Source organism: Pseudomonas sp. NFX224, assembly GCF_048565165.1.
GTDB lineage: Bacteria > Pseudomonadota > Gammaproteobacteria > Pseudomonadales > Pseudomonadaceae > Aquipseudomonas.
The window spans coordinates 447,638-466,756 of record NZ_CP183416.1; the positions used below are offsets into that span (position 1 = coordinate 447,638).

Consider the following 19,119-nt stretch of genomic DNA (forward strand, 5'->3'; position numbering starts at 1 on the left):
TCGGTTTCAGAGTTAGAAACAGGTTTCCATGTTCTCGATGACGATCAACTGCTCATCCACCAGACACCCCGTGCGCCACTTGTCGAACGTCAGGCACGGGTGCGAAGTGCCGAACGAAATGATGTCGCCCACACGCAACTCAACCCCCGGCGCCACGGTCATGAACGCATGCTGGTCCATCACCGCCGTCACCTTGCAGGCACCGACATCGTCGCCCTTGGTCGGTACCACACCCGCCTTGTAACGCAGCAATGGCACCGGTAGACCGGCGTCGTAAGCCACGTCGCGCTTACCCAGGGCAATCACCGCGAAGCCCGGCTCCGGCAACGACTGCACGTGCGCCCAGACTTCCAGCGCCGGACGCAGGCCTTCTTGCAAATCGCTGCGACGATCAAGGACGCAGCATTGCGCTTCCTTGTAGATGCCATGGTCGTGGGCCACATAACTGCCCGGACGCAACACGCTGAGGAAACGCCCGGCAGCGTTTTGCGCTTCGAATTCCTCGGCAATCAAGTCATACCAGGCCGAGCCGGAAGCGGTAATGATCGGTTTGGCGATGGCGAACGCGCCGCTGTCCTGCAACTGCACCGCCAGTCGTACCAAGGAACCGGCGAACGCACGGATTCCGCTGACAGCGTGATCGCCATGAATCACACCCTCGTAGCCTTCGATCCCGGTCAATGCCAGCGCCGGTTGTGCAGCGATGGCCTTGGCCAGGACACGTACTTCCTGTTCGCTGCGGCAACCGCAACGCCCACCGACCACGCCGTACTCGATCATCACGTTCAGGCGCACGCCGCGCGAGGCGAAATAGGCGCCGAGGTCGGCCACGTTGTCCGTGTGATCGACCATGCAATAGAAGTCGAACGTCGGGTCGGCCAGCAGGTCGGCAATCAACCCCATGTTCGGCGTACCCACCAGTTGGTTGGCCATCAACACCCGGCGCACGCCGTGGGCGTAAGCCGCACGGGTTTGCGTGGCGCTGGCCAGGGTGATGCCCCAGGCACCGGCGTCCAGTTGCCGACGAAACAGCGCCGGGGTCATGCTGGTTTTGCCGTGGGGCGCCAGTTCCGCGCCGCTGTCACTGACGAACTTCTGCATCCAGCGAATGTTGTGTTCCAGCGCTTCACGGTGCAGCACCAGTGCCGGCAGGCTGACATCACGGGCCAGGCTTGCGCCGATCCGGGCAGCGCCTTTATCCACGTTGGCAGTATTGGGGGCAGTAGACATGGTCGAACTCCTCACATTCGCGGCCGCAAGCAGCCGCCGTTATTCGTTGATGCGACGGGCCAGGCTGTTCGCACTGTCGATCAGCACCCGGCGGTAGTCGTTGTAATTGTTCTTGGCATCGGCCCGTGGGGCGACGATGCACAGAGTCGCGATGGCCACGCCGTTGGCGTCTTTGACCGGAGCGGCGAAGCAATGGGTAAAGGTGTCGGCAACGCTATCGAACGAGAAGAATCCGTCGATACCGGCCTGGCGGATTTCCTTCAGGAATTGCTCAAGCGGCAAGCGTTCGCCGTCGGGCAGGATGAAGTCGTCATGGTCGATCAGGTCGACGATTTCCTGGTCGCTGAGGTGCGCCAGCAACAGGCGCCCGGAGGCGGTCCAGGGAATCGGGGCGTTTTCGCCGATGTCGGAGGAGATACGGAAATGCCGCTCGCCCTCCTTCATCAGCGCCACGGTGTATTTGCGCCCGTTGAGCAAGCACATCTGCGCGGTTTCATGGGTCTGGCTGACAATCTCCTGCAAGGCGTGATCCGCCTCACGGGTCAGGTCGAAATGACGCAAATGCGCCTGCCCGAGGAAGTACAGCTGGCGACCGAGGTAGACGTGACCGTCCTTGCCGACCGGCTCCAGAATCCGTCGTTCCAGCAGCGAAGCCACCAGCTCGTAGACCGTGGATTTCGGGCTGCCGATGCCGTTGGCGATGTCGTTCGGGCGCAGGGGCTGGCCGACTTCCTTGAGGAAGTCGAGGATATCGAACGCCCGGTCCAGACCGCGTGCCCGGCGCTTGATGGTGTCTTCGGTCATTTCAGTGGTTCCCATTCATAGTCGCCGGGAGTTTAACCAGAGTGCTGCGGTGACCGTTAGGCCGCCATCGCCAGCAGGCTGGCTCCCACAGGGAAACGCATTCCAAATGTGGGAGCCAGCCTGCTGGCGATGAAGCCACCTCGGGTCAGGCCTTTTTCTTGTAGGCAATGCAATCGATCTCAACCTTGCAGTCGACCATCATGTTCGCCTGCACACAGGCCCGCGCCGGGGCATGCTCGGGTTTGAAGTACTCGGAGAAGACCTTGTTGAAACTGGTGAAATCCCGCGGATCTTCCAGCCACACGCCTGCACGCACCACGTCTTCAAGGCCATAGCCGGCCTCTTGAAGTATGGCGATCAGGTTCTTCATGGTCTGGTGAGTCTGCTCGACGATGCCCCCCGTGATGATCTCGCCGTCCACCGCCGGCACCTGCCCGGAAACGTGCAGCCAGCCATCCGCTTCAACGGCGCGGGCGAAAGGACGAGGCGTGCCGCCCGCAGCGGCGCTGCCGGTGCCGTAACGCGTAATGCTCATGAGTGTTTCTCCTGATTGAAAATCGAGTGTTTAAAACCGCGTGCTTTTCAGAAACTCAGCCAGCCGCGGCGATTGCGGACGCTCGAACAGGTCCTTGGGCGGACCCTGCTCTTCGATGCGACCTTGATTCATGAAAACGATCTTGTCCGAGACCTCGAAGGCGAAGCGCATTTCGTGGGTCACCAGCAACATGGTCATGCCGTCATCCGCCAGGCCCTTGATCACGTTCAGCACTTCGCTGACCAGCTCGGGGTCCAGGGCCGAAGTGACTTCGTCGAACAGCATCAGGCTCGGATTCATCGCGATCGCCCGGGCAATCGCCACGCGCTGTTGCTGTCCACCGGACAGTTGGCCGGGAAAGTGATCGCGGCGCTCCAGCAGACCGACCCGCTCCAGCCATTTCTCCGCCAGGGCCACGGCCTCGTCCTTGTGCAGCTTTTTCACCTTGAGCAAACCCAGGGTGACGTTCTGCAATGCCGTCAGGTGCGGGAACAGGTTGAACTGCTGGAACGCCATGCCGGTCATGGCGCGATGGCGGGCGATGACTTTTTCCGGGTGGCGGATGCGTTTGCCGTTGACTTCGTCGTAGCCGATGGACTCGCCGTCGAGCAGGATTTGCCCGCCCTGGAATTCTTCGAGCATGTTCACGCAGCGTAGCAACGTGGTCTTGCCCGAGCCGCTGGAGCCGATCAACGTCACCACGTTGCCGCGTTGCATGGTCAGGTCGACGCCCTTGAGCACTTCGAGCTGGTCGTAACGCTTGTGCAGGCCGCGAATGTCCAGCAGCGGTTGGCCGTTTTGGGTATTGGTTGGAGTCTGAGTCATGGCAAGGCCACCCGCTTTTCAATGTGCCGGCCGAGTAATTCGATGCCGTAGTTGATGACGAAGAACAGAAAACCGGCGAACAGGTAAAACTCCAGGGTCATGAACGTCCGGGCGATGATCTGCTGGGTGCTGAGCAGCAATTCGGCTACGCCGATCACCGACAACAGCGTCGAGGCCTTGACGATCTCGGTGGACGAGTTAACCCAGGTTGGCAGAATCTGCCGCAGTGCCTGAGGCAACAGCACATAACCGAGGGCCTGGTAGAACGTCAGGCCGATGGCTTTGCTCGCTTCCATCTGCCCGCGCGGCAAGGCCTGCAGGGCACCACGCACGATCTCGGCGACGTGGGAGCCGCAGAACAGCGTCAGGCCCAAGGCACCGGCCTGAAACGCGCTGATCTGCCAACCCAGCGCCGGCGCCATGTAGAAGCAGGCCAGGACCAGCACAAACACCGGCGTACCGCGAATCACATCGACGTAAAAACGAAACGGTGCGCGCATCCAGAACTTGCCGTAGGTCAGCACCAGGCCGGCGAACACACCGATCACCGTGCCAAGCAGAATCGCCAGCGCCGACACCTGCACACTGGTCAGGAAGCCTTGCCAGAGCGGCTCGCGTGCGATCCACAACTCATGCAACCAACTGGGGGATTCGTACATGGGGCCTCCTATCGGCGGATCGCCAGACGCTGTTCGAGGTAACGCAGCATCATGGCAATGAGGTAGCAGGCCGCGACATACAACGCCGTGGTCACCATCCAGGTTTCAATCACCCGGTAGCTCTCGACATTGATCTTGCGCGCGTAATAGGTCAGCTCCGGCACGGCAATCGCCGCCGCCAGCGAGGTGTCCTTGAACAGCGAAATGAAGTTGTTCGACAGCGCCGGCAGCACGTTGCGCAGCATCACCGGTACGGTGACGTAGGCCTTGACCTGCCACTCGCCCAGGCCGATCGCCAACCCGGCTTCACGCTGGCCCTTGGGAATACTCAACAAACCGCCGCGAAACACTTCGGTCAGGTACGCCCCGGCATACAACGACAGGGTGATGATGAACGACGGGATCTTGTCCAGACGGATCCCCAAGCTCGGCAACGCAAAGTAGATCAACAGAATCAACACCAGAATCGGCGTGTTACGGATCACCGTCACATACACCGATGCCAGCACCCGCAACGCGCGGTGCTTCGACAACAAAGCAAACGCCATCAGCAGGCCGATCACGCAGCCGATGGCGATCGACACCAGCGCCAGTTCCAGGCCCAGACCGAGACCCGCCAGCAAGGTGTCGAAATCGCGCCACACGGCGGCAAAGTTCAACTGATAGTTCATGGTCGGCAGTACCTTGAGCGGGGCGATTCAACACCGCCCCGCTCTCACGGGATCATTTGAATTCGACAGGGAAACCGATGGCTGGCGACGGCAGATCGACACCGAACCACTGTTTGAACGACGCCGCGTAAGTCGGGAACTCAACGCCGGTCATGGCTTCATGCAGGGCGGTGTTGACGAAGTTCAGCCAGTCCTGATCGCCACGCTTGACTGCGCACGCGTAGGTTTGCGGGCTCCAGGCGTAGGCCGGGCTGCGATAGCGGCCGGCGTTCTGCACCATCAAGTATTTCACCGACGACTGATCGGTGGCTGCCGCATCGGCGCGTCCTGAGTTCACCGCCTGATACATCAGGTCAACGCTGTCATACTGATCGACCTTGGCCTTGGGCAATGCCTGATGCACCAGCTCTTCGGCATAGACGTTTTGCAGCACCGCCACGGTCAGGCCATCGCCGGCGGCTTTCATGTCTTCGATTTCCTTGTACTTGCTGTTGGCCGGTAACAGCAGACCAACGCCTTCGCGGTAGTACGGCAGGGTGAATGCCACCTGCTGGGCCCGGCTGGCGGTCACGGTGATGAACTGGCAACTCATGTCGACCTTGTCGGTCAGCAGGTTGGGAATCCGCGCATCAGACGACTGCACCACGAACTCGACCTTGCTCGGATCGTTGAACAAGCCTTTGGCCACGATGCGCGCAATATCGATATCAAAGCCCTGCAACTTGCCATCGGCGCCCTGGAAGTGCCACGGCGCGTTGGTGCTGCCGGTGCCCACAATCAATTTGCCGCGGGCCAGAACGCTATCGAGCTTGCTGTCCGCCGCCTGGGCCACGCCCATGGCAGCAGCAGACGCTGCGAATAGAAAAACACACGCTTTGAACAAGGAAGGTCGGCGATGCATGGCAAGCACTCCAGGTGATGTGTATTCCGCTATACCGGAACTAGGTATGTAACAACGGAATAGACAGCAGAAAGTGTGCCACAGGTTGTGGGGGGAATGTAGGGGGGATTGAAATGTGTTTTGAATCAGGGGGATGCGCGGCCGCGCTGGCAATACGTTACCTGACGCACGCTCGAGGGGCCGCTACCGTTGGCCACAGCCAGCGGGTATCAAGTTCACAATTGGGGCGAGTTGACCGAATGAGGTGCGAATCCCTGCAGCAGCTGCCGAAGGCTGTGTTGCACCATGAGCAATGGCATTGGACAACCCCCCATCTGACTGCTTTATTCAATACCCAAGTGATAAATAGTCTTAACAGCTGCCACGCATTCGGCGTGGTTTGCCTTGGGAGGAATTCATGTCCTTCAAAGTCATGATGGTGTTCGGCACACGACCGGAAGCCATCAAGATGGCACCCCTAGCACGGGTCCTGCGTCACTGGCCCGGTATCGAACTGAACATCTGCTCCACCGGCCAGCACCGGGAGATGCTCAAGCAGGTTCTGGATTCATTCGAGTTGGCGGTCGATGAAGACCTGCAAGTGATGACTCAGGGCCAGACCCTCAATGGTCTGTCCGAACAATTGCTGGAACACCTGGATTCAGCCTACGAGCGGGTGAAGCCGGATATCGTGCTGGTCCATGGCGATACCACCACCAGCTTCATCGCCGCCCTCGCCGCCTTCAATCGCCAGCTGCCCATTGGCCATGTCGAGGCTGGATTACGTACCGGCAACCTGCGTGCACCGTGGCCGGAAGAAGCCAACCGGCACCTGACCGGGGTGATCGCCGACCTGCATTTCGCGCCGACCAACAAGAACCAAGACAACCTGCTGCACGAAGGCGTGCCCAAGGCCAACATCGAAGTCACCGGCAACACGGTGATTGATGCGCTGGTGTGGATGCGCGATCACCAACAGGCAACCCGGTGGCATCCGGCCGCCGATTCACCGCTGGCGGTACTCGAAGACAACCGGCGTATGGTGCTGATCACGGGCCATCGCCGCGAGAACTTCGGCGGTGGCTTTCGCAACATCTGCCTGGCCCTGGCCACCCTCGCCGAGCGTTACCCGGATGTGCAATTCGTCTACCCGGTGCACCTCAATCCGCAGGTGCAAAACGCGGTCTACAGCGTTCTGTCGAACAAACCCAACATCTACCTGATCGCGCCGCAGGATTATCAACATTTCGTCTGGCTGATGGGGCGTGCGCATTTCATCCTGACCGACTCCGGCGGTATCCAGGAGGAAGCGCCGGCAATCGGCAAACCGGTGCTGGTGTTGCGCGATGTGACCGAGCGGCCATCGGTGCTCGAAGGCGGCACCGTGCTGCTGGTAGGGACTGATACTGACCGTATCATCAAGGAAGCCAGCCTGTTGCTGGACGACGAAGCCACGCTCCAGCGCATGAGCCGCGTGCATTGCCCGTTCGGTGACGGTCATGCCAGCGAGCGGATCGCCAATCGACTTGCCATTTGGCTCAAACACCGCAAAGCGTCGGGTAAAGGAGCATGACTCTGGGCCTGGTCGATTTCTTCGCCTATGTGCTCTTCAGTCTCAAATACCTTGCCATTACCCTGGCCCTGTTGATGTTCGTGCTGGGGCTCGATGACTTGTTCATCGACCTTGTGTACTGGACCCGCAAGCTGATCCGCCGCTGGCGGATCTACGAAAAATTCAAGCGCGCCGACGAGCAGCGCCTATACACCATTGGCGAAAAACCGCTGGCGATCATGGTACCGGCGTGGAACGAAGTCGGCGTGGTCGGGGAAATGGCGCGCCTCGCGGCCTCCACCATCGATTACGAGAATTACCAGATTTTCGTCGGCACCTACCCCAACGACGCCGAAACCCAGGCTGATGTCGATGCGGTCTGCCTGCACTACCCCAACGTGCATAAAGTCATCTGTGCCCGCCCCGGCCCCACCAGCAAGGCCGACTGCCTGAACAACATCATTGACGCCATCCTGCGTTTTGAAAGCGAGGCAAAAATCCAGTTTGCGGGGTTCATTCTCCACGATGCCGAAGACGTGATTTCGCCGATGGAGCTGCGCCTTTTCAACTACCTGCTGCCGGGCAAAGACCTGATCCAGATTCCGGTCTACCCGTATGCCCCGGAATGGAAAGGCTTCACTGCCGGGCACTACGTTGACGAGTTCGCCGAAAATCACGGCAAGGACGTGATTGTTCGCGAGGCGCTGACCGGCCAGGTCCCCAGTGCCGGCGTTGGCACCTGCTTCAGTCGCAAGGCCATCAGCGCCTTGCTAGAAGATGGGGATGGCATTGCCTTCGATGTGCAGAGCCTCACCGAAGACTACGACATCGGTTTCCGTCTCAAGCAGAAAGGCATGAAATGCATCTTCGCCCGCTACTCGGTAAGCGACCCGAAACTGGCACTCCAGCAGCCGTGGGTGTTCGGTATGAACCGCGCCTTTTCCCAGGTGATCTGCGTGCGCGAACATTTCCCTCGGGACTTGCAGCACGCGATCCGGCAGAAATCGCGCTGGATCGTCGGCATCGTGTTCCAGGGCACCAAGAACCTCGGCTGGAGCCCCACCGGCCTGCTCAATTATTTCCTGTGGCGCGATCGTCGCGGGCTGATCGCCTACCTGCTGAGTTTTCTGGTCAACCTGTTGCTGCTGGTGTTGCTGGCGATGTGGCTGGTGACGGTTATTTTCCCAGAAGCCTGGCGTTATCCATCGATTCTCACCGACAGCACCCTGCTCACCACGTTGCTTTGGCTCAATGGCCTGATGCTGCTCAACCGGTTGTTCCAGCGCGGCTGGTTCGTCACCCGTTACTACGGCATTGTCGAAGGTTTGCTGTCGGCGCCGCGGATGATGTGGAGCAACTTCGTCAATTTCTTCGCCAACCTGCGGGCCTTGCGGCAAGTCATGGAAATGGGCGATTCGCGGCGCGTGGCCTGGGACAAGACCACCCATGAATTCCCGGCTTTAACCCAGGCGAAACGCACGCCGCTGGGTCATCGTCTGGTGGAAAAAGGCCTGCTCAGCGAAGAACAATTGGACGCCGCCATCACCAACCCGGTACGTCGACGCCTCGGCCATGAACTGCTGCTGCGCGGCCACATCAACACCACGCAACTGGTGCAAACCCTGGCCGAACAACTGGACATGGAATGGGCGCCGCTCAACCCGTTCAAACTCGACAAACGCCTGATCGACGCCGTGCCGCGCAAGGTCGCCACGCACTACGGCGTGCTGCCCGCCGCCGAAGAAGGCAACACCTTGGTGCTGGCCTCCGAGGGCCCGGTCAGCCAGGTGTCGCTGGGCGCCATCAGTCGTCAGCTGAAACGACCCGTTCGCTGCCGTCTCGCGCCCCAGGGCCGGGTGACATTGGGGATCCGATTCTGGTACCCGAGCGCCCGACAAAGCGCAGACGTGCACCACATGCTTGAAGTGCTTGAGCGTCATCAGGACGATGAAGCCTTGCTTGAGCGTGTCAGCCACCATCAAGTACTGCTGGGCAATTTGCTGCAAGTGCGAGGGAGGGTGCCGCCATCGCTATTCAATCAAGCGTTGATCGACTTCGATGCCGAGCGCATGTCGCTGGGTGAACACCTGATCTCGCGCGGCATCATTACCCAGCAAGTGCTCGAACAGGCGCTGGAGGATCAGGCCGCCGAACAACAAGCCGCTTTCGCCATTGCCAGGGAGGTCGAATGAAACCTGGTCATCGTCAGCGCCTTCTCGTTGGCAGCCTGTTGCTGTGCCTGAGTTCCACTGCATGGGTGCAGGCCGAGCCGTTGACCGATTTTGAAGAGTTCCGCAGCTTCCCCTACATGGACCGCAGTTATCGCGAGGCGAAAAAAGGTAACTGGGCCGAAGTCGAACGCTTGATGCGTCACCTGCTCGGCAAAGTGCCGAAAAACGACGAAGCGCGAGCCATGCTGGTGCAAGCGCTGGCCAAACAGCGACGCTACAAGGACGCGGTACAGGCGCTGCCGGACAACCCGCAAAACAGCGACGCCCTGCTCAACCTGCGCCTGACCTGGATTGAACAGGACCCACCGGGCAGTGAACAGGTCGAACAGTGGATTGCCACCAGTAACATGACCCAACGCATTCGCCTGTGGCAGGCCTACAGCTTGAGCCTGGCCAAGTTCGGCGGCGCGGCACGGGCGCACGATTGGCTGGCGCAACTGGCGCCCAAAGGTGATCAACGAATTCTGCAACTGGCCCGGGCCAATTGGTCCGAGCAATTGCGCGACTGGGACGGCACCATCAAGGAGTTGGCGCCGTTGGCCGCGAGTCAGCAATTGGATGCACAAGGCTGGCAGCGGCTGGCCAACGCCTACGTGCAACGCCTCGACGAACAGCCGCTACAGCAATTGCTGCAACAGGCGCCCACCCCGGAAGCCGCGCGCAAGGCTCGATTGGCCATGGTCGACCGGGCCATTGCCATGGGGCATACCCAGCAAGCGCTACGTTGGATGCAATCGCTACCAGCCGCCGACCTTACCGATCCAACCCAGCGCCAGCGCTTGTGGGAGCTGGCGCGGCAGACCGGCGACAGTTCGACCGTGCAACGCTTGAGCGGCGAGTTGCAGCGCCCGTGCCTGGAAACCGCCGAATGGCTTTCGCGTCATGACCCGCAGGCGGCACTCACTCAGTTGAAAAACTGCCGCCCCGAAGACGATCCCCAGGCCTGGCTGATTCTTGCCCAGCGCCTGCAAGCCACTGACCTGTTGCAAGGCACACGCTTGCCCGAGCCCTGGGACACGCGGCGCCGCGAACGCCTGTTGGACGTCTGGCAAGACGAAGGCCACAGGGACAAAGCGCTGGCCTTTCTTGCCAACCAGCCACAGACCGCCGAGGTGGTGAAACGCCGCGCCGAAATGCTCCAGGCTTTGGGGCGCAATGCCGAAGCGGCAACGCTTTGGGAACGGCATTACCAGCAGACCGGCAATCTGAACTCGCTCAATCAGGCCAGTTATCTGGCACTCAATGCCGGGCAACGTGAACACACTCAACAACTGCTCGAAAACGCCTACGACCGCCACGGCGGAAAGCTTCCCGCCGCCCTGCTGCAACGCCTGGCCGGGTTGTATGCCTCGTCGACACCGACCCCGGCGCAACAACAACGCATCGTGTCGCTGCTCAATCGCGTCGACCCCGCGACTCGCGGCCAGCTATTGGCGCAACTGGCGGAAGGTGGCCAGTGCACGGCGGTGCGACAGGCGATCGGCGATCATCCGCAAAGTGTCGGCGACTACCGTGCCCTTGGTCGTTGTGCGATGCCGGAGCGTCCTGGTGAAGCAGTGGTGTATTACCAGCGCGCAGAAAAACTCGGCGACCATGGCAGTCGTCAGCCGTTGGCCTACGCGCTGGAAGCCGCCGGAGACTCGCCCGCTGCCCTGGCCATTTGGCGCAGCATCCCGGCGTCTGAACTGAGCGACAACGCTCGACTCACCGCCAGCCGCAGCGCCCTCAATGCCGGCGATGCGCAGACGGCGGAACGCTACTGGCAGCAAAGCCGCAGCCGAGGCGCCAATGAGTGGGCCCTGGGCGCGGCGATTGCCGATGCCCGGGGCGATCACGCGCTCGCCTTGCAGCGCCAGCGCTCCGCCCTGCAACAGTCAGCGGATGCCGGACATTTCTATGCCGCATCGGTCACCGCGCAAAAGGCCGGCGACCTGCAACAAAGCACTGCGTGGCTGGCCGAAGCCGTACGCCTTGAACCGGACAACCCGCGTTATCGCGCCGATTACGGCATGCGTCTGGCCGGTGCAGACACCCGGGAAGAACGCGCCCGCGCCATCCCCTATCTGCAAAGCGCGACCAAAGACTTTCCGGAAGACTATCGCCTCGGTGAGACACTGGCCTGGCGTTACGACGAAGCCGAAGACAGCGCCTCAGCCCGCAAGGAATTGCGCCGCGTGATCGACCTGGAACAGAACCCGGTCGCCGCCGACGACGAGGACGGCAGCATGGAAGCCCGCCGCTACCGCCAGCGCCGTGCCCATGAAACCCTGTCCCGTCGTGACACGCGCACCATCGCCAGCACCTGGTCACCGGCCGGTGTCTCGACCAACGACTTCCTGCTGCCAGACAACACCCCCGGTTCCAGACGTCGCTCGACCTCGCAAAACGTGCAACTGGCCATGTGGGACCACGCACTCGGTGAGGAACCTAGCCGTGCCGGCAGCACGCTGTCGGTCTACGGGCGCGTCTTGCTCGGCGGCGTCGGCCGCTCAAGCTACGCCGAATCCCTCGGCACCGGCGTAGGCTTGCGCTACAAACCCTGGGGTACGGCGAACATCAATTTCTATGGCGAAATCTACAAGCAAAGTCAGTTCGATGATCAGGACAACCACGGCTTGAGCCTGGGCCAAATGCTGGTTCCGGAAAAACTCGGAGATCAGGTCGAAGATCACCGCAAGGACGGCCACACCACCACCGATTACCTGCTGCGCGCCACCGCTTCGTTTCTCGATCAGGGGCGATTCCGCAACGATTGGCGGGTCGACGAAAGCGATTGGGAGGAGCGCTTCCTCTACCTCGATGCGGCGTGGTGGACCAAGGCTGGTGACCATCAATGGCTTTCACGCTTCCAGCAAGGTCACACGTGGAAGCTGCCGTTCAATGGTGCGCAAACCCTCATGCCCTACGGCTTTCTGGAGTTCGCCAGTCAGGACCCGAGCAACGACTGGCGCCAGGACCTGCGCACCGGTATCGGCCTGCGTTGGCAGTGGTGGTTCGACGACGATATCTACAATGCCTACCGCGCCCACCTGTCGGTCCGTACCGAATATCAGCAGTCGTTGGGCGGTAATTTGTATGAAGGCGGCAACGGCGTGCTGCTGGGCGTGGAGTTGAATTTCTGATGCGGCGATTTTTTTTGATCCTGTGCCTATTGCTGGGCAGCGCTGCGGCCCGCGCTGACGAGCGGATTTTCTACCAACCGCTGAACGTCGACGCGAGCCTCAGCGAGGCTCAGTGGCGCACGATTTGGCGAGACACCGCCAAACAAGGTGTGCACACACTGATCGTGCAATGGACCGTCTATGGCGATTCTGACTTCGGCGGCGCCACTGGCTGGTTGGCCAACAGCCTGAAACTCGCCCGCGAGCAAGGCCTGAACCTGGTGCTGGGCTTGAGCATGGACCCGGCCTATTACCAGCGCATCAATGAAGTCGACGGTGCCAGATTGGCGAGTTACTGGCAGGCGCAGTTGGGGCAATCGCTGGCCCAGCAGCAGAAGTTGCGCAAAGACTGGAAACTGCCGGTCAACGGCTGGTATTTGCCGATGGAGCTGGATGACCTGCACTTTCTGGCACCTGATCGCAGGCAAACCCTGCAACGCCAACTCAAGGGCTTCGCCGGCAAACTCGACGCACCGCTGCATGTCAGCGTCTTCAACGTCGGCAAACTTGCGCCGCAGGTGAATGCCCTGTGGCTGGGTGAACTGGCAAGCGCCGGGATTCAGGTCTGGTGGCAAGACGGAGCCGGCACCGGACGTTTGCCGGTATTGGTGCGCAACGGCTACGCCAATGCCTTGCCCTGCTCCATCGGCATTGTCCAGGAAGCGTTCCACCCGGTCAGCACTGCCGGGCAACCCTTCCGTGCCGAGCCAGCCAATTTGCAAAAGTCGTCGGGTTGCCACCCCACAGCGGTTTTTTCTCTGCGTTACCGGCCGTGGGGCAAGGTGATTCTCGACAACCAACACAAGAACAAGGGCAGCGATGTACAAAACCATTGAAGATGAAGTGCTGAAAAAAACCGTGCCAGCGGCGCTGAAAGCCGAGTTTCTCCAGCATGAGTTCGACCGACTGCACAAATTCTGCGTGCTGATTTACATCGCCAGTATCGGGATCTGGATTACTTACGATCTGATTCTCAGCTTTGTCGGCAACCAGAGCTTCACGTGGCGCTCAGTGGTGTTTATCGGCATCCTCACGATCCTGCTGATCATCTTGCTGTTCACCCACAACGCACGGCATTTCCAGAAGCTGAACCTGTTGTTCATCTTCACCATGGCCTTCGGCACGCGGTTGTTGACAGAAGGTGTACCCGAAGACCACCAACCGGCCTGGCTACTGCTGGCGGGATCGACCACGCTGTTTACCGCCTCGGTTTTACCTCTGAGTCGCTGGGCATACTTCACCGCGCAAATCATCACGTGGGCGTTCCTTAATCCCTTCTACGATACCGGCATCGAAACGCGGACGCTCTCATGGGTGATGGCCCTCAGTTACACGACGTTCATTTGCGCACTGACCATCTACAGTTTCATCACCTTGCGCAAAGCCAAACTCTACAACTTCATCATGTCCAAGCTTCTACTGGATCAGGCGTACATCGACACACTGACTGAAATCCCCAATCGCCGATCGTTCATGACCCGCGCCGGCGAGCAATTGCACGCCACGCCGCGCGAACACGATCACTACCTGGCAATGATCGATATCGACAACTTCAAGAAGGTCAACGACGTCTACGGCCACGACATTGGCGATGAAGTGCTAAAGCGCATCGCGCAGGACATCAAAGCAGTGATGAGTCACTACGAATACGCGCGCCTGGGCGGTGAAGAGTTTGCAATTTATCTGGCGGGGGTACGCCGGGAAGATGTCGAGGCGTTGGCCGGCGAGCTTTGCCGGGTGGTGCGCGAGCAGCCGACACAGCATCCGGTGACCATCAGCATCGGCCTGGCCCGGGTGCTGGATGACGACACCTTGAATCAGGCGCTGGTCAAGGCCGATGCGGCGTTGTATGAGTCAAAACAAACGGGGAAGGATCGGTATACGTTTCATCAATAACCCTTGAATCGTCAGGCAGTCCACTATCGCCGGCAAGCCAGCTCCCACAGGGTTTACGCTGAACCTGTGGGAGCTGGCTTGCCAGCGAAAGGGCCCTAAAACCCGCGGCTAAATCACCCGCCGATGCGCATCAGCAATACCCGCTTCACCCGCCGCTCTTCCACCGACGTGACCGTCAAGCGCCAGCCTTCCCACTCATGGCTGTCACCGATCATCGGCAATCGATCCAGCAGACTCACGACCAACCCGGCCAAGGTTTGATAGTCCTCGGTTGATTCTGCGGAAAACCCGGTGTGCTGTCGAACCCGCGCCAGGTTCAATGCGCCGCTGACCACAAATCCGCCCTTCTCTTCGATCACGTCCGGGCCTTCGATTTCGCTGGCATCGGGTAGCTCACCGGCAATCGACTCAAGGATGTCGGTCATGGTCAGCACGCCGACGAAATCGCCGAACTCGTTGACCACGAACGCAATGTGCGTCGACGCCTTGCGCATCTGCTCCAGGGCATTGAGGATCGAATAGCTCTCCAGCAAATTGATCGTCTGGCGTGCAAGATGCGCCAGATCGGGTTCGTTGCCGGACAGGAACTCCTTGAGCAGTTCCTTCTTGTGCACGAAGCCCAACGGCTCATCCACCGCGCCGTTGCGAATCAGCGGCAGGCGCGAGTAGGAAGAATGCATCAGCCGCGTACGAATCGCCTCGGGGTCATCGGCCAGGTCAATGTGATCGACATCGGCGCGCACCGTCATCAGCGTGCGGATCGGCCGCTCCGCCAATTGCAGCACACCGCTGATCATCACCCGTTCGCGGCGGTCGAACAGTTCCTCGTTGGGCGCCTCTCCGTTGTCGAGCATGTCGGCAATGTCCTCACCGACTTCTTCCACGGCCAGCTTGCGCCCACCGAGCAAACGCATCACTGCGTGGGCAGTTCGTTCGCGCATCGGTCGCACGCCCTGCATCGAGCGTTTGCGCCGGGCCCGGGCGATCTGGTTGAACACCTCGATCAGGATCGAGAACCCGATGGCCGCATACAGATAGCCCTTGGGAATGTGGAAGCCCAGGCCTTCGGCGGTCAGCGCAAAGCCGATCATCATCAAAAAGCCCAGGCACAGCATGATCACAGTCGGGTGCGCGTTGACGAAACGGGTCAGCGGTTTGCTGGCGACGATCATCAGGCCGATGGAAATGATCACCGCGATCATCATCACCGCCAATTCATCGACCATGCCCACGGCGGTAATCACCGCATCAAGGGAGAACACCGCATCCAGCACCACGATCTGCACCACGATTGGCCAGAACAGCGCATAGGCCGTATTGGACGAACGCTGGCCGACATGCCCTTCGAGCCGTTCATGCAACTCCATGGTGGCCTTGAACAACAGGAACACACCGCCGAACAGCATGATCAGGTCACGCCCGGAGAAGCTCTTGTCGAACACCTCGAACAGCGGCTGGGTCAGGGTCACCAACCAGGAAATACTCGCCAGCAGGCCCAAACGCATCAACAACGCCAGGGACAAACCGATGATCCGCGCACGGTCGCGCTGATGCGGCGGCAACTTGTCCGCCAGGATCGCGATAAACACCAGGTTGTCGATGCCCAGCACCAGTTCCAGCACAATCAGTGTCAACAAGCCCAGCCATGCGGTGGGGTCAGCTAACCATTCCATAAAAACGTCTCGATCTCGTCAGTGAATTCAGAATGCCGGGCACGGCAAGGCGCGGCGCAGAGGCCGTGGAGTTGCAGTGTCATGGATGATCGAATGCCGAAAGACCGGGTGTTTTGCGTGCGTCAAGACCGCGCGCTGGCGCGAGAAGGAAGGATAACTGGGGGGCTCCGTGAGGGTGTTCATGCAAGTCCTGAAAGGAAAAAAGGACTTGAATCGTACAGCTACTGGCGACAAATCCTACAGCCGAAAATCATTTCAAGATCTGTAGGAAATCAAAAGATCGCAACCTTCGGCAGGCTAACTCGAATGTTTGATTCGTTCGATATACCGCACCACCGCTGGCGACTTCTCAAACCGCCGATGAATCAACGCCAGCCACGATGACGTGTTGCAGTCCGAAATTTGCCGATACACCACATTCGGCAAACTGACATGCCCGACCACCGACTCCGGCACCACCGCAACGCCCTGCCCCAGCGAAACCAACGCAATCACCGCCACCAAACCACCCGGTTGCGCGCCCAGCTTCGGTACGAACTCACCCTGCGCGGCCACTTGCAAAGTGCCGATCACTTGCTCTGGAAGGATGAAGTTTTCGTTTTGCAGATGCGCCGAAGTGATCACCGGCAAGCGAGTCAGCCACGAGTCGACCGGCAGTGCCAAGACAAAGCCCTCATCATCGAGGCGCACGCCTTCGACGCCCTCGGGCAAGGCCATCGGGCAGCGGATGTAACCGAGGTCGAAGCGCCCTTCGAGTATCATGTTCGGCAGGCTGGCCATCGGGCTTTCCCGCACGTTTAGGCTCACATCCGGGTATTCGCTTGCAAAACCCTGCACCTGTTTTTGCAGCAGCCCCAAGTACACCGCCGAGGCCACATAGCCCAATTCGATATGGCCGATATCGCCGCGACCGGCGCGCTGGGCATTGCGCTGAGCGGACTCGAATTGCCGCACCGTGGCTTCGGCCTCGATGACCAACGCCGCCCCCGCCTCAGTCAGGCTGACATCTCGCGCCTGGCGCAAAAACAGCCGCGTGCCCAGTTCCGCTTCCATGTCCTGAATCTGTCGGGTCAACGTCGGTGGCGCAATACCCAGTTGCTCGGCGGCACGGGTGAAATTGCGCTGCCGCGCGACGGCCAGGAAATAGCGGAAGTGGCGGATGTCCATATTGGCATTAGCTCAAAGGTAATGAAGTGATGATTGGCACCTAACAAAGCGCCGCTCAGCCAGCGATAAGCTGCACGCACCCTCACAGTAGAGAAGCCCTGCCATGTCCGTCAAACCCAAGGTGAGCCCACGTCTGACCTTGCTCACCGCCTCAGCCGTGTGCTCGCTGATCGTGCTCGACACCAACATCGTCGCCGTTACCTTGCCCAGCATCGCTCGGGACCTGGGGGCGAATTTCGCGGACATCGAATGGGTCGTCAGCGCCTACATGCTGGCCTTCGCCGCGCTACTGTTACCCGCCGGCAGCCTGGCCGACCGTTTTGGCCGACAGAAAACCTTGATGTGGGGGCTGGGCATTTTCATCCTCGCATCGCTGGGTTGCGGTGCCGCGCCGAATGCACTGTTTCTCGATATCGCCCGCGCCATCAAAGGCGTCGGCGCTGCGCTGCTGCTGACCTCTGCGCTCGCGTCCATCGGCCATACCTTTCACGATGAAATCGAACGGGCCAAGGCCTGGGCGTTCTGGGGTGGTTGCATGGGCGTGGCGATGACTGCGGCGCCGACCTTGGGCGGATTGATCACCGAATACGTCGGCTGGCGCTGGATTTTCTACCTCAACCTGCCGGTCGGTCTGTTTCTGATGTACATGGTCTGGCGCGCGGTGCCGGAATCCCGCGACGCCCAGGCTGCGCGCCTTGATCCGTGGGGCAGTCTCGCGTTCAGTGCCAGTCTGTTATGCCTGATCTGGGGCCTGATCGAGGCCAACCGAATCGGCTGGAACAACCCGCTCACTTATGCGCGCCTGATCGGCGGCGCGGCGCTGCTGGGGTTGTTCGTGGTGATCGAGCGCCTGCAGCAGCGGCCGATGATCGACTTACAACTGTTTCGCCATCCGCGCTTCATCGGCGCCTTGCTCGGGATGTTCTCCTACGCCGCGTGCGCCCAGGTGATGATGACGATGCTGCCGTTTTATTTGCAGAACGGTTTGGGTTTTACCGCGATTTCGGCAGGATTAGGCATGCTGCCGTTTGCAGTGACCATGTTGATCTTCCCGCGCATCGGCGCACGCCTGACTGGACGTGTGACCCCGGCGAACATGATGGCAATCGGCTTGACGCTGGTGGGCAGCGGTAATTTGCTCAGCGCCTGGGCGGTCAACAGCGGCGGTTACCCGCTCTTCGCCCTCGCAATTGCCGTGACCGGCGCCGGTGCCGGTTTGCTCAACGGTGACACGCAGAAAAACATCATGGCCTGCGTACCTCGGGAACGCACCGGCATGGCCTCGGGCATGAGCACCACCATGCGCTTCAGTGCGGTGATGCTGGCCATCGGCGTTTACGGCGCCCTGCTCGCCGGCCACACCGAACAACAGCTGTACGCTGGTCTGTCGAGTCAGGCTCCGGCGCTGCTCGAACAATCGAAGGATGTCGCCTCGCGGGTGGTGGCCGGTGACATGAGTGCGGCAATGAGTGTGTTGCCCGAAGCGGCGCGGACACTGGTCGAATCCCTGGCCCGGCAGGCTTTCGTCGCAGGTTTCGGTCTGCTGTTGTGGGTCGCGGGGCTCGCGGCATTGCTGGGTGCGCTGGTGGTGGGCACGCTGATGCGCAATCCGATTCCTGCGCCCCAACGGTCGTTAGTGCTTGAATGACGCCAGCACCCGCTCGGCGTTCGCATCGCAAGCCATGCCTTCGGGGCGTGTCTGGATGTTTTCGATCAAGTCCAGCAACTGCGCTTTGCTTTGAGCAAGGTGCAGTTGCATGGCTTCGATCTGCTCGATCTTGCGTTGCAGGCTGAAGCCGGCCTGTTGGGCGCACTGGATGACCCGCCATTTGACC

15 protein-coding genes and 1 pseudogene are annotated in these 19,119 nt (G+C 60.4%); 6 read left to right on the forward strand and 10 right to left on the reverse strand.

Going from position 1 to position 19,119, the window contains the following annotated elements:
- Window positions 1–12 precede the first annotated feature (12 nt).
- From ACNYC6_RS01835 to ACNYC6_RS01865, 7 genes are all read right to left on the reverse strand, one after another.
- Complete coding sequence (locus ACNYC6_RS01835; protein ID WP_419710814.1) at window positions 13–1,230, reverse strand: amino acid deaminase; 1,218 nt, start codon at window positions 1,228–1,230, stop codon at window positions 13–15.
- 39 nt (window positions 1,231–1,269) lie between these two features.
- Complete coding sequence (locus ACNYC6_RS01840; protein ID WP_419712895.1) at window positions 1,270–2,034, reverse strand: IclR family transcriptional regulator; 765 nt, start codon at window positions 2,032–2,034, stop codon at window positions 1,270–1,272.
- A 145-nt stretch (window positions 2,035–2,179) separates the two neighbouring features.
- Window positions 2,180–2,569 (reverse strand): RidA family protein, encoded by a 390-nt coding sequence (locus tag ACNYC6_RS01845; RefSeq protein ID WP_034147161.1) that lies wholly within the window; start codon window positions 2,567–2,569, stop codon window positions 2,180–2,182.
- A gap of 30 nt (window positions 2,570–2,599) precedes the next feature.
- Window positions 2,600–3,394, reverse strand: a complete 795-nt coding sequence (locus ACNYC6_RS01850; protein ID WP_419710815.1) for an amino acid ABC transporter ATP-binding protein — start codon at window positions 3,392–3,394, stop codon at window positions 2,600–2,602.
- A complete protein-coding gene (locus tag ACNYC6_RS01855) occupies window positions 3,391–4,053 on the reverse strand; it encodes an amino acid ABC transporter permease (protein WP_419710816.1) in 663 nt (220 codons plus the stop codon). Before ACNYC6_RS01855 ends, ACNYC6_RS01850 begins: the two co-directional genes overlap by 4 nt.
- Before the next feature lie 8 nt (window positions 4,054–4,061).
- Window positions 4,062–4,724 carry an amino acid ABC transporter permease gene (locus ACNYC6_RS01860; RefSeq protein ID WP_017339153.1) on the reverse strand — a complete coding sequence of 221 codons (663 nt, stop codon included), beginning with the start codon at window positions 4,722–4,724 and terminating at the stop codon, window positions 4,062–4,064.
- A 52-nt stretch (window positions 4,725–4,776) separates the two neighbouring features.
- Entirely contained in the window at window positions 4,777–5,625 is an 849-nt protein-coding gene (locus ACNYC6_RS01865) for a transporter substrate-binding domain-containing protein (RefSeq protein WP_338580519.1), read from the reverse strand.
- A gap of 397 nt (window positions 5,626–6,022) precedes the next feature.
- Between ACNYC6_RS01865 and wecB the strand changes: the two genes are divergently transcribed.
- The 5 genes from wecB to ACNYC6_RS01890 are packed head-to-tail and all read left to right on the forward strand — an operon-like array spanning window position 6,023 to window position 14,444.
- Window positions 6,023–7,177: a non-hydrolyzing UDP-N-acetylglucosamine 2-epimerase gene (wecB, locus tag ACNYC6_RS01870; protein ID WP_419710817.1), complete on the forward strand. Its 1,155-nt coding sequence runs from the start codon at window positions 6,023–6,025 to the stop codon at window positions 7,175–7,177.
- The gene (gene nrfB / locus ACNYC6_RS01875; protein ID WP_419710818.1) at window positions 7,174–9,348 is read left to right on the forward strand and encodes a cyclic di-3',5'-guanylate-activated glycosyltransferase NrfB; all 2,175 of its coding nucleotides are present in this window, start codon (window positions 7,174–7,176) and stop codon (window positions 9,346–9,348) included. The genes wecB and nrfB overlap by 4 nt, the downstream gene beginning before the upstream one ends.
- Window positions 9,345–12,509, forward strand: a complete 3,165-nt coding sequence (locus ACNYC6_RS01880) for an NfrA family protein (protein WP_419710819.1) — start codon at window positions 9,345–9,347, stop codon at window positions 12,507–12,509. The genes nrfB and ACNYC6_RS01880 overlap by 4 nt, the downstream gene beginning before the upstream one ends.
- Window positions 12,509–13,384 (forward strand): DUF4434 family protein, encoded by an 876-nt coding sequence (locus ACNYC6_RS01885; protein WP_419710820.1) that lies wholly within the window; start codon window positions 12,509–12,511, stop codon window positions 13,382–13,384. The genes ACNYC6_RS01880 and ACNYC6_RS01885 overlap by 1 nt, the downstream gene beginning before the upstream one ends.
- On the forward strand, window positions 13,368–14,444 hold the full coding sequence (locus ACNYC6_RS01890) for a GGDEF domain-containing protein (RefSeq protein ID WP_419710821.1): 1,077 nt from the start codon (window positions 13,368–13,370) through the stop codon (window positions 14,442–14,444). Before ACNYC6_RS01885 ends, ACNYC6_RS01890 begins: the two co-directional genes overlap by 17 nt.
- 113 nt (window positions 14,445–14,557) lie before the next feature.
- Here ACNYC6_RS01890 and ACNYC6_RS01895 read toward each other — a convergent pair whose 3' ends face one another.
- Entirely contained in the window at window positions 14,558–16,117 is a 1,560-nt protein-coding gene (locus ACNYC6_RS01895) for a TerC family protein (protein WP_419710822.1), read from the reverse strand.
- A 297-nt stretch (window positions 16,118–16,414) separates the two neighbouring features.
- Complete coding sequence (locus ACNYC6_RS01900; RefSeq protein WP_419710823.1) at window positions 16,415–17,284, reverse strand: LysR family transcriptional regulator; 870 nt, start codon at window positions 17,282–17,284, stop codon at window positions 16,415–16,417.
- 103 nt (window positions 17,285–17,387) lie between these two features.
- Between ACNYC6_RS01900 and ACNYC6_RS01905 the strand changes: the two genes are divergently transcribed.
- Window positions 17,388–18,932 (forward strand): MFS transporter, encoded by a 1,545-nt coding sequence (locus ACNYC6_RS01905; protein ID WP_419710824.1) that lies wholly within the window; start codon window positions 17,388–17,390, stop codon window positions 18,930–18,932.
- Here the strand turns inward: ACNYC6_RS01905 and ACNYC6_RS01910 are convergent.
- A pseudogene (locus ACNYC6_RS01910) lies at window positions 18,918–19,109 on the reverse strand (MerR family transcriptional regulator); the annotation flags it as partial. The gene ACNYC6_RS01905 and the pseudogene ACNYC6_RS01910 sit on opposite strands and share 15 nt — an antisense overlap.
- Window positions 19,110–19,119: the final 10 nt, after the last annotated feature.

Excerpts from the sequence above, each read along its gene's own strand:
- ACNYC6_RS01845 (WP_034147161.1), bottom strand. The coding sequence starts at position 2,569 with ATGAGCATTACGCGTTACGGCACCGGCAGCGCCGCTGCGGGCGGCACG.
- ACNYC6_RS01885 (WP_419710820.1), top strand. The coding sequence starts at position 12,509 with ATGCGGCGATTTTTTTTGATCCTGTGCCTATTGCTGGGCAGCGCTGCG.
- ACNYC6_RS01860 (WP_017339153.1), bottom strand. The coding sequence starts at position 4,724 with ATGAACTATCAGTTGAACTTTGCCGCCGTGTGGCGCGATTTCGACACC.
- ACNYC6_RS01865 (WP_338580519.1), bottom strand. The coding sequence starts at position 5,625 with ATGCATCGCCGACCTTCCTTGTTCAAAGCGTGTGTTTTTCTATTCGCA.
- ACNYC6_RS01900 (WP_419710823.1), bottom strand. The coding sequence starts at position 17,284 with ATGGACATCCGCCACTTCCGCTATTTCCTGGCCGTCGCGCGGCAGCGC.
- ACNYC6_RS01850 (WP_419710815.1), bottom strand. The coding sequence starts at position 3,394 with ATGACTCAGACTCCAACCAATACCCAAAACGGCCAACCGCTGCTGGAC.
- ACNYC6_RS01880 (WP_419710819.1), top strand. The coding sequence starts at position 9,345 with ATGAAACCTGGTCATCGTCAGCGCCTTCTCGTTGGCAGCCTGTTGCTG.
- ACNYC6_RS01905 (WP_419710824.1), top strand. The coding sequence starts at position 17,388 with ATGTCCGTCAAACCCAAGGTGAGCCCACGTCTGACCTTGCTCACCGCC.
- ACNYC6_RS01890 (WP_419710821.1), top strand. The coding sequence starts at position 13,368 with ATGTACAAAACCATTGAAGATGAAGTGCTGAAAAAAACCGTGCCAGCG.
- nrfB (WP_419710818.1), top strand. The coding sequence starts at position 7,174 with ATGACTCTGGGCCTGGTCGATTTCTTCGCCTATGTGCTCTTCAGTCTC.
- ACNYC6_RS01835 (WP_419710814.1), bottom strand. The coding sequence starts at position 1,230 with ATGTCTACTGCCCCCAATACTGCCAACGTGGATAAAGGCGCTGCCCGG.
- ACNYC6_RS01855 (WP_419710816.1), bottom strand. The coding sequence starts at position 4,053 with ATGTACGAATCCCCCAGTTGGTTGCATGAGTTGTGGATCGCACGCGAG.
- ACNYC6_RS01840 (WP_419712895.1), bottom strand. The coding sequence starts at position 2,034 with ATGACCGAAGACACCATCAAGCGCCGGGCACGCGGTCTGGACCGGGCG.
- ACNYC6_RS01895 (WP_419710822.1), bottom strand. The coding sequence starts at position 16,117 with ATGGAATGGTTAGCTGACCCCACCGCATGGCTGGGCTTGTTGACACTG.
- wecB (WP_419710817.1), top strand. The coding sequence starts at position 6,023 with ATGTCCTTCAAAGTCATGATGGTGTTCGGCACACGACCGGAAGCCATC.